The organism is Alkalibacillus salilacus, assembly GCF_030812915.1.
GTDB lineage: Bacteria > Bacillota > Bacilli > Bacillales > Alkalibacillaceae > Alkalibacillus > Alkalibacillus salilacus.
In genome coordinates, this window is record NZ_JAUSTQ010000002.1 from 175,172 (window position 1) to 189,956 (window position 14,785).

Sequence of the window (14,785 nt, forward strand, 5' to 3'; positions counted from 1 at the left end):
TTATTTTTTATCATCACTCTCATCATTTTCATGTTTGCTTAATTTACCAATCATTTCACGCATATCAGTATCAGCTAACATGTTTTTATAATTCACGTAATCCATTACGCCCATGTTACCATTTCGTAATGCTTCAGCAAGTGCTTGAGGTACTTCAGATTCAGCCTCCACCACTTTAGCTTGCATTTCTTGAACTTTCGCAATGTTTTCCTGTTCTTGCGCAACAGCCATAGCACGACGTTCTTCCGCTTTTGCCTGAGCAATATTTTTGTCAGCCTCAGCTTGATCTGTCTGTAACATGGCTCCAATGTTTTTACCAATGTCGATATCAGCAATATCGATTGATAAAATTTCGAAAGCGGTTCCTGCATCTAAACCTTTCGATAATACGTTTTGTGAAATTGTATCTGGATTTTCTAGTACTTTTCCATGATTATCAGATGAACCAATCGTACTTACAATTCCTTCACCTACACGTGCGATGACTGTATCTTCACCTGCACCACCAACGAGTCGATCAATATTTGCACGAACAGTAATACGAGCTTTTGCCTTCACTTCAATACCATCCATGGCAACACCAGCAATAAATGGTGTTTCAATTACTTTCGGATTAACACTCATCTGAACAGCTTCTAATACATCACGACCTGCTAAATCGATCGCAGCACATCGTTCAAAGCTTAATTCGATATTCGCGCGTTGTGCAGCAATCAGTGCGTTTACAACGCGGTCGACATTACCACCTGCTAAGTAGTGGCTTTCAAGTTGATTGGTATGAACATCTAACCCAGCCTTATGTGCCTTGATTAGTGGGTTAATGACCATTTTCGGTACAACTCGACGTAAACGCATACCAACTAATGTGAAAATGCTAATACGCACCCCAGCTGCTAAGGCGCTAATCCATAGCATAACAGGAACAAATGTGAATAAGATTGCAATACCTATAATAAGTAATGCAACAATTATTAGTGGTAATAAATCCGCTAATGCTAATTCCATGATAAAACCTCCATAAATTTTCTCTTATTTTATTTCTCGAACCACAATCCGAGAACCTTCCACTTTGACAATTTTAATCAGTTTATTTCGGTCTATAAACTGACCTTCTGTTACAACATCAAGTCGCTCATCGCCAAAGATAGCTGTTCCTGACGGCCGTAAGAAAGTTAAAGCCGTCCCTTCTTCACCAATTAAATCATTTCGAGTTTGATTAGATAGATAACCTTTTTCAGAACTAGTTTGGTCTTTTAAAACAATATGTCTAAAGATGCCACGATTAGTATCTAATTTTTTAAACAAGAAAACTGCCACAAAAACCGCAAGTAAGATGGCTATACTTAAACTGATTGCCATTTGACCAATATCAGCACCAGATACTAATAAAGCGCCTAGAATAGAGACACCACCTATAGCTCCAAATATTCCACTCGGTACAAAAATTTCAATAACAATGCAGGTTAAACCTATTAGTAATAGTATCAAAGATTCATAGCCAGCAAAGCCAGCAATCAGATGGCCGTAGAAAAATAATAATAACGACGCACCTCCCATGATCCCAGCGACCCCGAATCCAGGTGAATATAGTTCAACGATTAGTCCGATACTCGCAACCGATAATAATATTGAGATTACGACAGGATTGGTTACGAAACGAGCAATATTTTCAGAAATCGTCGGTTGTGTTTCAACAACCCGAGCCCCTTCATAACCTAATTGACTAATGACATCCTCACGACTAGTGACTTTTGCTTCAGCATAACCAACTTCTACAGCTTCATCAGGACTTAAAGTTAAATATTCACCTTCACCTGCGTCCATGTCAGATAAGTCAATCGACGGATCAGCCATAGCTCTTGCATACAAAGGATCTCGGTCTTGCCGTTCAGCTGCTGCTTCCATTGCAGCAATCCACGCTGATTGAGCTTTGTCATCTGCTGCTGTTCCATCACCTGTAATGACACCTGAAGCTCCCATTGTTGAGGCGCTATTCATATATATGCTATCTGTCATTAATGCTATGTAAGAACCGGCTGACAATGCTTGGCTTTTAACATAAGCAGTAGTAGCTGTATTAGTATCAGATAGTAAACCAGCAATTTCATTTGCTGAATCAACTCTTCCCCCAGGCGTATCGATTTCAAAAATGATATGGTCAGCAAAATTCTCTTCAGCTTCTGTAATACTGCGTTCCATAAACGCCACTAAACCTCTTTCTACATCATCCTCAACTGGAACAATGTATACGGTATCATTTCCGGATTCTTGATCAGCCAATGATGATGGCATTTGCCCAGCTACTAAACATATCATTATTATAATACTTAATTGTAGCAAGCGTCGCAATTATGACCCCCCTTAATTAAACCGTCACAATTTTACGATAATACAGGCTAAAAAATAAGTGCTAAGCAAATCAATGCATCATTTCTAAATTCTTTCATGATGATCTCATTGACATGCAAAGCACCTATCTTTCTTTACCTACTGCAATCGTTCCATAACAAGATTATTGACTTTTGAACCGTCTGTTTTACCTTTAACTTTAGGCATGACAGCACTCATTACTGTGCCCATATCTTGTTTAGACGTTGCTCCGACTTCTTGAATAGTTTCATCGATAATCTCCACCAATTCATCATCGGATAATTGTTGTGGTAAATATGATTCAACAAGAGCTAATTCCTGCTCCGTTTTTTCGACTAAATCTTCACGATTAGCATCCTTGAACTCTTGGAGGGAGTCTTTTCTTTGCTTTACTTCCCGCATTAGAACTTGGAGCTCTTCGTCTTCTGTGAGCTCTCCACCCTTTTTATTAATCGCTTCATTTTGCAATGAAGATTTAATTCCACGAATGACTGTAAGCTTATCTTTCTCTTTATTGCGCATAGCTTGTTTCATGTCTTCGTTTAAACGATCAAGCAAAGCCATTAAAGTTACACCCTCTTCTTACTTTTTATTCTTTTTGGCAGCTTCTGTTTTCTTCTTCTTACGACGTTCGCTCGGCTTTTCGTAGAATTCGCGCTTACGATATTCTGAAAGCGTGCCATTCTTAGAAACCGATTTTCTAAAGCGTCGAAGAGCATCTTCAATAGATTCATTCTTTCTAACGTTCGTTTGATTTGACATGCTCTACCCTCCCTCCAAATAAAACGCATAAATCAATATGTGCCTTAGCACATCTTAAGTCATTATATTAAATATTTTCGCATTGGTCAATGTTTTAGACATCACTTGTCCAAATTGACATAAGATGAATTGAGGTGTTCATATGTATTCAATGTTGTTGCTCATCTTTGTTTTAATTGGTTTATTAATTTTTGGCTTAACTTTGATGAAAATAGGTTTTCAAACCCTAACAGAACAGTACATTGAGCGATTAGAATCAAAACTTTCCAAAAGAAATGGATTTCTGTTTGGCTTTGTTATGACATTACTTTTTCAAAGTAGTTCAGTATCCATTGCTATGCTGATGACATTTATCGGTTCTATGAAAAGATCAATTCCGTTCATTTTGTGTTATTTAATCGGCGCAAATATTAGCACCACGTTAACCACGCAACTTTTTGTGTGGAACAATGATGTATTAATGATTGGGTGTCTAATTGTTGGCTTTATCTTTGTGCTTCTTCCCTTTAAACATTATAGTTGGTTTAGTATTGGTGCTGTGTTACTAGGTATTGGCGTTATTTTTGCCACATTAAATGGTTTTGGAAACTTAACTCATGCATTATCTATGTCTCAGATCGATGCTTGGCTAGAATCACCTGATACGTCACCATTTCAACTTTTGTTTTCAGGTTTCGCCATAACTGCCATATTACAATCTTCAACGACCTTCACAGCCCTCTTAATTGGCTTTATAGAAGATGGTCCTATTTTATTACATCATATTTTATACTTGATCGTTGGAGCTAATCTTGGGACATGTATAACAGTGTTATTTTTTTCAATTGGACAAAGTCAATTAGCAAAATTAGTAGCTTATAGTCATATTGCCATAAATTCAGTGGGATTATTGTTGGTTCTAACATTTCCGTTGTTGTTTGAGACCTATATGATTGATGTTATTACGAATATGATTACATCGATTGAACAGCAAATTGTTTTCATCGCATTGTTTTATAATATAATCATTGGTTTGGTCATCTTGATTTTCTTAAAACCATTTGCTTCATTTATGAAATTATTCTATAAGCCAACTTAAAAAACCGCTGCGTTACCAGCGGTTTTTTTCTTAATAATCAGCGTTAGATTGTTCACCTTTAACGATTTCAACCCCAGATGATGCACCAATGCGTGTAGCACCAGCATTAATCATATCATTAGCATCTTCAAGGCTTTTTACACCGCCTGATGCTTTCACTCCCATTTCAGGCCCGACTGTTGAACGCATTAGTTTGATATCTTCAACAGTCGCTCCTCCACCTGAAAAACCAGTTGACGTTTTCACATAATCAGCACCAGCACGCTTAGCTAATTCACACGCTTTTACTTTCTCATCTTGAGTTAATAAAGATGTTTCAATAATGACTTTAACTAGTGCGCGATCTTTTGCTTCATCAACAACAGCTTGGATATCACGCTCTACTTCTTCATATTGACCATCTTTTAATGAGCCAATATTAATCACCATATCGACTTCAGTTGCTCCACTTTCTATTGCTTGGTTCGTTTCAAACACTTTAGTTTCAAGTGTAGTTGCGCCTAAAGGAAAACCAATAACAGTACAAACTTTAACATCAGTATCTTTTAACAGCTCATAGCAATGTGCCACCCATGTTGGTGTTACACAAACAGATGCAAATGCGTTCTCTTTTGCTTCTTGGCAAATTTGATTAATTTTCTCCGTTTGTGTATCTGGTTTTAGTTGTGTGTGATCAATTTTACTTGCTAACGATTGACTCATTGTGATCTCTCCTTATTAAATATACAATTAATAACGCTGATTTGGAAAATCAAGTATTATAATTTTCCTCTAAACAATAGGATAATACAGATAATACATAAAGTGAAGCTGTTTCCGTTCTTAATATACGACGCCCTAATCTAGCTGGTAGTACATCAGCTTCTTCACAAATGGTTAATTCATGCGGTGAAATACCACCTTCTGGGCCTATAATCAATAGGACTCGCTGGTCTGAATCAATTTGATTCATAATATCTGACAATGTCCACTCAGGTTTATGATCATCTTTTACCTCGTATTCACTTGCCACAATCATCAGGTCAAACTCACCTGAATCCACCACCTGTGACAATGATTGCAATGATTGAATGGTCGGTATCATCAGTCGATGAGATTGTTCACTTGCTTCTTTTGCTATTTTTTGCAAGCGATTTAGTTTTTTATCCTGCTTCTTATGATCCCATTTAACAATAGAACGATCCATTTGTAACGGGATGAACGAACGCATTCCTAATTCCGTACCTTTTTGAACAATGGTTTCTAGTTTATCTCCTTTGGGTAAACCTTGAGCCAATGTGATATGTGCAGGTAACTCTACTTGTTCATTTAATGCTTGTTTGATTGTCGCAACCAGTGTTTGCGTTGAGTCATCAAACTGACTCAGTTCCAATTCAAAACTTTCTTCGTTCTCATTACAGCCAATAACGATATCACCTGATGTCATACGCATGACTTTATTAATGTGATGATAATCCTCACTACTAATCGTTACTTGACCCTTATCATAATCCCATTGATCGTTTGAAATAAAGTATCTTTGCATCGTCATCCCTCATGATTCAGGTTTCTTTGCAATCATAGAAATCCATTCTTCCATTTTGTTAACTTCAATCACTTCAAAACCTTTGTCTTCAAGATCTGATCTAACAAGGTCTTTTTTGGCGTTAATAATACCTGAAGTGATGAAATAACCACCTGGTCTAATCAATTGGTAAGCTTCCTCAGTGGTTTGAACAATAATTTCAGCTAATATATTCGAAACAATGACATCAGCCTGAGTATCGACACCTTTTAACAAATCGTTCTGCAAAGCTGTCACACGATCTTGAACTTGATTTAACTTAACGTTAATCGTCGTGCTTTTTACGGCGACTTCATCAAGGTCATATGCTTGAACATTACTGGCACCTAAAAGAATAGCACCAATTGACAACACACCTGAGCCAGAACCTACATCAACCACATGATCGCCTGTTTGTATATAACGTTCTAAAGCTTGCAGGCTAAGAACAGTTGTCGGGTGAGTCCCTGTTCCGAATGCCATACCAGGATCGAGTTCAATGATAATCTCGTCACTGCTAACTGGCTCATAATCTTCCCATGTTGGCGTTATTGTAATACGATCTGAAATTTTTACAGGCTTATAATACTTTTTCCAAGCTGTTGCCCATTCTTCTTCGTTAATTTCAGAAATGGTTACATGGTTGTGGCCAATATCAATGTCAAATGTTACAAGATTGCTAACAGCTTGCTTAATCTCATCTACAGTTTCACCTAAGAAACTATTGACTGGTAGGTACGCTTTAATATACACACCTTCTTCTGGATAGTTGTCAGGGTCCAACTCATAAATCGTACCATACATGGTCGACCAATCTTTGTTTAAGTCATTACGATCTTCAATGACGACACCACTTGCACCTGCTTCATGTAGAATGTTTGAAACAGGTTCAATTGCCTCATTTGTCGTATGAATTTTAATTTCAGACCATTTCACTCAAATCAACTCACTTTAATTTCATTATTCACCTTTAAATGCGCGTTTAAAACGAGTAAATAAGTTATCTTGTTGTTCATCTAACGAATCCTCACCACTTAATTCATGGAACTCGCGGAGTAATTCTTTTTGACGGTCACTTAGATTCTTCGGCACCATCACTTTCACTAGAATGTGTTGGTCGCCTTGACCGTAGCCGTGAACATTTGGAGCACCTTTGCCTTTCAAACGGAAATGCGTTCCTGTTTGTGTGCCTGCAGGTACTTTTAATTTCACGCGGCCATGAACAGTTGGTACTTCAAGTTCGTCACCAAGTGCAGCTTGAGTAAACGTGATTGGAATTTCACATAAAATATCATCTCCATCACGTTCGAAGAATTCATGACGTTTGACTCGAACTAAAACAAATAAGTCTCCTGGAGGGCCACCATTAACACCAGCACGACCTTGAGAAGTCACACGGATTTGTTGACCATCTTCAATCCCGCCAGGAATATTGATATCGATTTTTTGGTGCTTACGAACTTTGCCGTCGCCACCACATGTTGAACATTTTTCTTCAACAAATTGACCAGTACCTGAACAATGTTGACAAACGCGACGGTTCACAACACGTCCAAATGGTGTATTTTGTTCAACATTCATTTGACCTGAACCGCCACAATGGGAACAAGTCGAAACATTTGCACCAGGCTTAGCACCTGAGCCATCACATGTTTCACAGTCTTCGTCTTTAGGAATTTGGATGGTTGTTTCTTTTCCGAAAATTGCTTCTTCAAAATCGATTTCCATCGTATATTGTAAGTCTTGGCCTTGGCGTGGCGCATTTGGATCACGACGGCCTCCACCACCGAAGAACATATCAAAAATGTCACTAAAGTCACCGAAGCCTTCAGCACCAAAGCCACCGAAGCCACCTTGGCCTTGTTGAGCACCAGCATGACCAAAGCGATCATATTGTTGACGTTTTTGATCATCACTTAAAGTCTCATATGCTTCTTTGGCTTCCTTAAACTTCTCATCAGCATTCTCTTCCTCACTAACATCTGGGTGATATTGTCTTGCTAGTTTGCGATATGCTTTTTTAATTTCATCTTTTGAAGCGTCTTGGGAAACACCAAGCACCTCATAATAGTCTCGTTTACTCAATTGAAGATCACACTCCCGTATCTTCTCGCATAAAGTTTATCTTAACATTATTATCTTTGTTTCTGCAATTTTGCTATGACTTATAGCACTCATAAATAAAGCCAAAGCCAAGTAAAACTTCGCTTGGCTTTGACTTTTTAGGATGAAACGAACGTATTATTTTTGTTCGTCGTCTTTAACCTCTTCATAATCAGCGTCAACAACATTGTCATCTTCTTGACCTTCGCCTTCTTGTTGCGCTTGTTGTTGTGCTTGCTCATACATTTTCACTGATAGGTTTTGAACTTCTTGTTCAAGCGCTTCTTTCTTCTCTTTGATCGCTTCAAGGTCTTCACCTTCTAATGCAGTCTGAAGTTCTTCTTTTGCTGTTTCAGCTTTTTGTTTTTCTTCTTCAGTGACATTTTCGCCAAGATCTTTGATTGTCTTATCTGTTGTGAAGATTAATTGATCAGCTTCGTTGCGAAGTTCAACTTCCTCACGACGTTTCTTATCGGCTTCAGCATTTTCTTCTGCATCTTTCACCATCTGTTCAACTTCATCTTCAGAAAGACCTGATGACGATTTAATTGTAATAGATTGTTCTTTATTTGTACCTAAGTCTTTCGCGCTTACACTAACAATTCCGTTCGCATCAATGTCGAATTTAACTTCGATTTGTGGTACGCCACGTGGTGCTGGTGGAATATCTGTTAATTGGAAACGACCTAGCGTCTTGTTATCAGCAGCCATTTCACGCTCACCTTGTAGCACGTGGATATCGACAGATTGTTGGTTGTCAGCAGCTGTTGAGAATACTTGTGATTCACTTGTTGGAATCGTTGTATTACGTTCAATTAGCTTAGTCATAACGCCACCCATTGTTTCAATACCTAATGACAGTGGTGTAACGTCTAGTAGGACAACATCTTTAACATCACCTTGTAGCACACCACCTTGGATTGCTGCACCAAGTGCTACAACTTCGTCTGGGTTAACACCTTTAGACGGCTCTTTACCAATTTCTTTTTGAATCGCTTCTTGTACAGCTGGAATACGTGTTGAACCACCGACAAGAATTGCTTGATCAATATTCGATGCTGACATGTCAGCGTCTTTAAGTGCGCGGCGTGTAGGACCCATTGTGCGTTCTACAAGTTCTGATGCAAGCTCTTCAAATTTCGCACGCGTTACATTCATTTCTAGGTGCAGCGGGCCTGCTTCACCTGCTGAGATGAATGGTAGTGAAATTTGTGTTTGAGCCACACCTGATAGGTCTTTCTTCGCTTTTTCAGCAGCTTCTTTCAAACGCTGAAGAGCCATTTTATCTTGTGATAAGTCAATGCCATTTTCTTTCTTGAACTCTGCAACCATATGGTCGATTAGCACTTGGTCAAAGTCATCGCCACCAAGTTTGTTGTCACCTGCAGTTGCAACAACTTCGAATGTGCCTTCGCCAATATCTAGGATGGATACGTCAAATGTACCGCCACCTAAGTCGTATACTAGAACGGTTTGATCTTGATCTTGATCAATTCCGTAAGCTAGTGCTGCAGCTGTTGGCTCATTAATAATACGTTCAACTTCTAAACCAGCAATTGTACCAGCGTCTTTCGTAGCTTGACGTTCAGCGTCGTTGAAGTAAGCAGGTACTGTAATAACTGCTTTAGATACTTCTTCACCTAAATAATCTTCAGCATATTGTTTGATGTGTTGTAAGATAATTGCTGAAATCTCTTGTGGTGTATACTCTTTACCTTCAATTTCAACTTTATAATCCGTGCCCATATGACGTTTGATGGACTGAATTGTATTTTCATTTGTAATAGCTTGGCGCTTAGCGACTTCACCTACTTGGCGTTCGCCATTTTTAAACGCTACAACAGAAGGCGTTGTACGGTTACCCTCAGGGTTTGGGATAACTTTTGATTCGCCACCTTCCATTACTGCTACACATGAATTCGTTGTTCCTAAGTCAATACCAATGATCTTACTCATCGTAATGTTCCTCCTTTTGCGTTCTATAAGTATTATTTATTCGTTAACTTTAACCATAGCTGGTCGAATAACGCGATCTTTTAGTTGATAACCTTTTTGCATCACTTCAATAACTTGATTGGATTCATAACCTTCTTCACTTACTTGCATAACAGCTTGGTGTTTTTGAGGATCGAATTCAGCTCCTTCAGCTTCAATCTCTTCAACACCATGGTCAATTAATGCTTGTTTTAACTGGTTATAAACCATTCGCATACCTTCTGCATAAGATTCGGTTGCTTCATCTTGAACATCTACTTGTAATGCTCGCTCAAAGTTATCTACAACTGGAATGAGGTCATTCACAATGTCTTGAGCCTTATATTTCAAATCCGCTTCACGCTCTTTTTGCGAGCGGCGACGGAAGTTATCAAAATCAGCTTGTAGACGTGCTAAACGGTCTTGTACAGCAGCGTTTTCTTCTTTTAACTGCTCAACCTCAGATAACTCTTCAGTCGCTGTTTCAGTTTCTTCTTGATTGTTATCTTCACCTTCATTAGGTGTTTCAGTTTGTTCAAACTCTTCTTCGACTGTAGACTGTCGATTTGTTTCTTCGCTCATTACAGTCACCTCCTACTTGATCATTTTCACCAATTGTTTAATATATCACTTTTGTTCTTGTAACAAAAGACTCACATGAAGAAACTTGGCAATATTTTTATCACCAAGAATCATGTTGGATATCTTAACCACTGACCATTTTACCCGCTCATTTAATCTTTAAACCACTTGTGTAATGACTGACTCATATGTCTTGACCATACATCAAGTAGTGAAACGGCTTTAGCATATTCCATCCGTGTTGGACCTAATAATGCAATTGTTCCGATCTGCTCATTACCGACCGTATAGGTTGCTGTAATTAGAGTGGAGTGATTCATTGCTTCCATGGCATTCTCATGTCCAATAGAAATATGAATTCCTTCTTCGTCAGCTTTAAGCATAGGAGCCATCTTTTCTTCATTTTCAAGCACATTAAATAACGAACGTGCTTTCTCAATGTCATTAAATTCTGGTTGCATTAAAATGTTCGATTTTCCACTCACATACAAACTTGTTGTCTGATGACCAAATAAAGCGTTGTGAATCAGATCATAAGACTTTTGATAATTAGACGTATATTGATTAAGTAAGTCTAAAACCTCACTTTCAATCATACGGTCAAGATAAATAATCGGGACACCAACAAGTTTTTGGTTTAAAATATTGACGACTTTTTCTAAATCACTGTGATCAATTGTATGCGGGACAGCAAATGAACGGTGTTCAACATGTCCTGTGTCTGTCACCAAAATTGCGATTGCAGATTGTTTATTAATCGGGACAATCTGTAATTGTTTCAATTTTGTTTCATATACTTCTGGTCCCAAAACAAGCGTCGTATATTGAGTTAATTCAGATAAGATGTGAGCAGAATTTTGCATGACCTTTTCCATTTCAATCATGCGATCATTAAATTGAGATTTAATCACTTGCATCTCTTCAGTCGATAAACTGAATGGTGATAACATGTGATCGACATAAAATCGATATCCTTTTTCGGATGGGATTCGACCAGATGAACTGTGGGTTTTAACTAAATAACCCGCTTCTTCTAAGTCAGCCATGTCATTGCGAATGGTAGCTGGACTGTATGAAATATGATCCTTTTTAGCAATATTACGTGACCCGATCGGTTGAGCTGTTTCGATGAACTCATCGATGATCACTTGCAAAATGAGTGCTTGTCGATCTGTTAGCATCTGCATCACTCCTGTTAGCACTTGGATGTTCCGAGTGCTAATGCTAAGTATAAGTTATCAAAATCATATTGGGCTGTCAATTGAAAACTTTTTATTCCATGTCGAGTCATCAATTAAAAACGATGCAAAGGCATCATTACCGAACAACATACCATCTCGAGTTAGGGCAATACGGTTGTTTTCATGGCTTAACCATCCTTTTTGCTTCAAACGATCAATCTCTTCTTTATACAAATCAAAAAGTGAAAAGCCATAGCGTTTTTGAAATTCTTCATCAGAGACTCCAGATTGGCGACGAAGACCTAAGAACATTTCCTCTTCAATCTGTTCTTTAAGCGATGTCGGTTCACGGTGCACAACTGGCTTCGTATCATTTTGAATATAATCATTATAATGATTAACTGGCCGTAAATTAACGTAACGCTCATCATTCAAATAACCATGTGCCCCTGCTCCAAATGCATAATAAGGAACATTTGCCCAGTACGTCAAATTGTGCTTGCTTTCATATCCTGGTTTCGAAAAGTTACTAATCTCATAGTGATTTAAACCATGCTCTTCCATGAGATCGACTAATGTATGAAACATAGCCGCTTCATCCTCTTCAGGAGGTTTGGTGAGTTGCCCTTTTTGATAGCGCATATAAAAAACGGTTTTCGGTTCAATTTGTAAAGCATAGGAAGAATAATGCGGTAAATCATAGGACAAAGCCTGTTCTAGAGTTCGTCGAAAATGGTCAATCGATTGATTAGGGAGTGCATAAATGAAATCCATACTAATATTAGTTAGACCGTATTGCTTAAGCAGTTCAACCGAACGACTAACATCAGCTACGGAATGAATTCGATTTAGTTCTTGCAAATAATCATCATCTAAAACTTGCACGCCTAGTGAGACACGATTTACACCGTATTTAGCCATTAGCTGAACATGTTCTTCTTGAAACTCCCCAGGGTTAGCTTCAATCGTCCATTCTTTTACGAATTTCGTATTAAAATAAAATGCAATTGTTTCGAATAAGCGTTCTAATTGTGGAGGCGTTAGACTCGTAGGTGTGCCCCCACCTATATAAATAGTATCTACTTCTAAAGGACCATTTTCTATATACATTCCGATTTCTTTATGAAGTGAAGATAAGTATTGATCAGCTGTTTCCTCATCATAATACATCTTAGCGAAATCACAGTAATGACATATTTCATGGCAAAATGGTATATGGATATAGACTGCTCTAGCTTCCATAGTTATCCTTCTTTCTTAATTAAATTATACAAAAACAATGAAAAGGCCAGTCCTAAAGGCTGGCCTTCGCTCATCATTCTAATCGTCATCATTCATTTCTAGTACAGACATGAAGGCTTCTTGCGGAATTTCTACTTTTCCAACCATTTTCATGCGCTGTTTACCTTCTTTCTGCTTTTCTAACAACTTGCGTTTACGGGTAACGTCACCACCATAACATTTCGATAGCACGTTCTTGCGCATTGCCTTAATTGTAGATCTTGCAATGACATTATTGCCAATAGCCGCTTGAACTGGCACTTCAAACTGTTGTCTTGGAATTAAGTCTTTTAATTTTTCTGCGATTTGTTTACCTCGGTGATAAGCAAAGTCGCGGTGAACAATAAATGATAAAGCGTCAATGGTCTCTCCGTTCAATAAAATGTCCATCTTCACGAGATTAGATGGCTTATAGCCTTTAAGTTCATAATCAAATGAAGCATACCCTTTTGTCTGTGATTTCAATCGGTCAAAGAAATCGTAAACAATCTCGGATAGCGGAATATCATAAACAATGTTTACACGATTTTCGTCCATATAACGCATATCGGAATATTCGCCACGCTTCTTCTGGCAAATTTCCATTACGGGACCAACATATTCGTTAGGTACCATAATAGATGCTGTTACAAACGGTTCTCTAACTTCATTTACTTGCTGAGAATCAGGCATATGAGCTGGATTCTCGATTTCAATCGTCTCACCGCCCGTTTGTTCTACTTCATAAATAACGCTTGGTGCGGTAGTAATTAATTGAATATTAAATTCACGTTCAATTCGTTCTTGAATAATTTCCATGTGTAATAAACCTAAGAAACCACAACGGAAGCCGAACCCTAAAGCTTGAGATGATTCTGGTTCATATTGTAATGATGAATCGTTTAATTCGAGACGTTCTAAAGCTTCTCTAAGATCATTATAATCATCAGCACTAACAGGGAAAAGTCCACAGAAAACCATAGGATTCAATCGTCGATAACCTGGTAATGGTTCATCAGCTGGTCGACTGGCGAGAGTAATTGTATCACCTACACGCGTATCTTTGACATTCTTAATCGATGCGGTTAAAAAGCCAACGTCACCTACTGATAACTCTTTTTTGCGCACAGCATTAGGCGTGAATACACCCATATCATTGACCTCAAACTCTTTTCCTGTCTGCATCATTTGGATCTTGTCGCCAATCTTAATTGAACCTTCTTTAACACATGTATACGCAATGACACCACGGTAAGGGTCATATAACGAATCGAAAATCAAACCACGTGTTGGGTCTTCGAGACCTCCAGATGGTGCTGGTATATCTGTCACAATCCGTTCCATAATTTCTTCAATACCTTTTCCATCCTTAGCAGAAGCCAATATTGCTTCATCTCCGTCGATGCCAATGACATCTTCAATTTCTTGTTTAACCCGATCGACATCCGCACTTGGAAGATCAATTTTATTAATAACGGGGATGATTTCTAAATCATTATCCAATGCTAAATAAACATTGGCTAATGTTTGAGCTTCAATTCCTTGGGCAGCATCAACGACTAGGATTGCTCCTTCACAAGCAGCTAAACTCCGTGACACTTCATATGTAAAATCGACGTGCCCTGGTGTATCAATTAAATGAAATATATAGTTTTCACCATCATTGGCACCATATTCTAATTGAACTGAATTTAACTTAATGGTAATGCCTCGTTCACGTTCTAAATCCATCCCATCAAGAAATTGTTCTTTCATTTCACGATCAGATAAAGCCTTTGTTTTCTCTAAAATTCGATCAGCTAATGTTGATTTACCATGATCAATATGAGCTATAATCGAGAAGTTTCGAATACGTTGTTGTCTATCATTAGTCAAAATTACCACTCCTGTATACGTCCATTCACTAGCTCGATTATAGCAATACCACGCATG

Annotated in this window: 14 protein-coding genes; 1 reads left to right on the forward strand and 13 read right to left on the reverse strand. The window is 38.2% G+C overall.

Going from position 1 to position 14,785, the window contains the following annotated elements:
- The 4 genes from floA to rpsU form a co-directional block, all read right to left on the reverse strand.
- Complete coding sequence (floA, locus tag J2S77_RS03095) at positions 1–1,005, reverse strand: flotillin-like protein FloA (RefSeq protein ID WP_306974532.1); 1,005 nt, start codon at positions 1,003–1,005, stop codon at positions 1–3.
- Between the two features lie 24 nt (positions 1,006–1,029).
- Entirely contained in the window at positions 1,030–2,349 is a 1,320-nt protein-coding gene (locus tag J2S77_RS03100) for an NfeD family protein (RefSeq protein ID WP_306974533.1), read from the reverse strand.
- Positions 2,350–2,487: 138 nt separating this feature from the next.
- Positions 2,488–2,934, reverse strand: coding sequence for a GatB/YqeY domain-containing protein (locus J2S77_RS03105; RefSeq protein WP_306974535.1), 447 nt, complete (start codon positions 2,932–2,934; stop codon positions 2,488–2,490).
- Positions 2,935–2,952: 18 nt separating this feature from the next.
- Positions 2,953–3,132, reverse strand: coding sequence for a 30S ribosomal protein S21 (rpsU, locus tag J2S77_RS03110; RefSeq protein ID WP_306974537.1), 180 nt, complete (start codon positions 3,130–3,132; stop codon positions 2,953–2,955).
- A gap of 142 nt (positions 3,133–3,274) precedes the next feature.
- Between rpsU and J2S77_RS03115 the strand changes: the two genes are divergently transcribed.
- A complete protein-coding gene (locus J2S77_RS03115) occupies positions 3,275–4,210 on the forward strand; it encodes a Na/Pi symporter (protein ID WP_306974539.1) in 936 nt (311 codons plus the stop codon).
- A 30-nt stretch (positions 4,211–4,240) separates the two neighbouring features.
- Here J2S77_RS03115 and deoC read toward each other — a convergent pair whose 3' ends face one another.
- The 9 genes from deoC to lepA form a co-directional block, all read right to left on the reverse strand.
- Complete coding sequence (gene deoC / locus J2S77_RS03120; RefSeq protein ID WP_306974541.1) at positions 4,241–4,912, reverse strand: deoxyribose-phosphate aldolase; 672 nt, start codon at positions 4,910–4,912, stop codon at positions 4,241–4,243.
- 49 nt (positions 4,913–4,961) lie between these two features.
- Positions 4,962–5,735, reverse strand: coding sequence for an RsmE family RNA methyltransferase (locus J2S77_RS03125; protein WP_306974543.1), 774 nt, complete (start codon positions 5,733–5,735; stop codon positions 4,962–4,964).
- Positions 5,736–5,744: 9 nt separating this feature from the next.
- Positions 5,745–6,689, reverse strand: coding sequence for a 50S ribosomal protein L11 methyltransferase (prmA, locus tag J2S77_RS03130; RefSeq protein WP_306974546.1), 945 nt, complete (start codon positions 6,687–6,689; stop codon positions 5,745–5,747).
- 24 nt (positions 6,690–6,713) lie between these two features.
- Positions 6,714–7,838, reverse strand: coding sequence for a molecular chaperone DnaJ (gene dnaJ / locus J2S77_RS03135; RefSeq protein ID WP_306974549.1), 1,125 nt, complete (start codon positions 7,836–7,838; stop codon positions 6,714–6,716).
- A gap of 156 nt (positions 7,839–7,994) precedes the next feature.
- Positions 7,995–9,812 (reverse strand): molecular chaperone DnaK, encoded by a 1,818-nt coding sequence (gene dnaK / locus J2S77_RS03140; RefSeq protein WP_306974551.1) that lies wholly within the window; start codon positions 9,810–9,812, stop codon positions 7,995–7,997.
- A gap of 36 nt (positions 9,813–9,848) precedes the next feature.
- Positions 9,849–10,412: a nucleotide exchange factor GrpE gene (gene grpE / locus J2S77_RS03145; protein WP_306974553.1), complete on the reverse strand. Its 564-nt coding sequence runs from the start codon at positions 10,410–10,412 to the stop codon at positions 9,849–9,851.
- 152 nt (positions 10,413–10,564) lie between these two features.
- Positions 10,565–11,593 carry a heat-inducible transcriptional repressor HrcA gene (gene hrcA / locus J2S77_RS03150; RefSeq protein ID WP_306974555.1) on the reverse strand — a complete coding sequence of 343 codons (1,029 nt, stop codon included), beginning with the start codon at positions 11,591–11,593 and terminating at the stop codon, positions 10,565–10,567.
- Between the two features lie 63 nt (positions 11,594–11,656).
- Positions 11,657–12,835 (reverse strand): radical SAM family heme chaperone HemW, encoded by a 1,179-nt coding sequence (gene hemW / locus J2S77_RS03155; RefSeq protein ID WP_306974556.1) that lies wholly within the window; start codon positions 12,833–12,835, stop codon positions 11,657–11,659.
- A gap of 78 nt (positions 12,836–12,913) precedes the next feature.
- On the reverse strand, positions 12,914–14,728 hold the full coding sequence (lepA, locus tag J2S77_RS03160) for a translation elongation factor 4 (RefSeq protein ID WP_306974557.1): 1,815 nt from the start codon (positions 14,726–14,728) through the stop codon (positions 12,914–12,916).
- Positions 14,729–14,785 lie beyond the last annotated feature (57 nt).

Coding starts and splice junctions, on each gene's coding strand:
- floA (WP_306974532.1), bottom strand. CDS start 1,005: ATGGAATTAGCATTAGCGGATTTATTACCACTAATAATTGTTGCATTA.
- J2S77_RS03125 (WP_306974543.1), bottom strand. CDS start 5,735: ATGCAAAGATACTTTATTTCAAACGATCAATGGGATTATGATAAGGGT.
- hrcA (WP_306974555.1), bottom strand. CDS start 11,593: ATGCTAACAGATCGACAAGCACTCATTTTGCAAGTGATCATCGATGAG.
- rpsU (WP_306974537.1), bottom strand. CDS start 3,132: ATGTCAAATCAAACGAACGTTAGAAAGAATGAATCTATTGAAGATGCT.
- J2S77_RS03115 (WP_306974539.1), top strand. CDS start 3,275: ATGTATTCAATGTTGTTGCTCATCTTTGTTTTAATTGGTTTATTAATT.
- dnaK (WP_306974551.1), bottom strand. CDS start 9,812: ATGAGTAAGATCATTGGTATTGACTTAGGAACAACGAATTCATGTGTA.
- J2S77_RS03105 (WP_306974535.1), bottom strand. CDS start 2,934: ATGGCTTTGCTTGATCGTTTAAACGAAGACATGAAACAAGCTATGCGC.
- hemW (WP_306974556.1), bottom strand. CDS start 12,835: ATGGAAGCTAGAGCAGTCTATATCCATATACCATTTTGCCATGAAATA.
- grpE (WP_306974553.1), bottom strand. CDS start 10,412: ATGAGCGAAGAAACAAATCGACAGTCTACAGTCGAAGAAGAGTTTGAA.
- deoC (WP_306974541.1), bottom strand. CDS start 4,912: ATGAGTCAATCGTTAGCAAGTAAAATTGATCACACACAACTAAAACCA.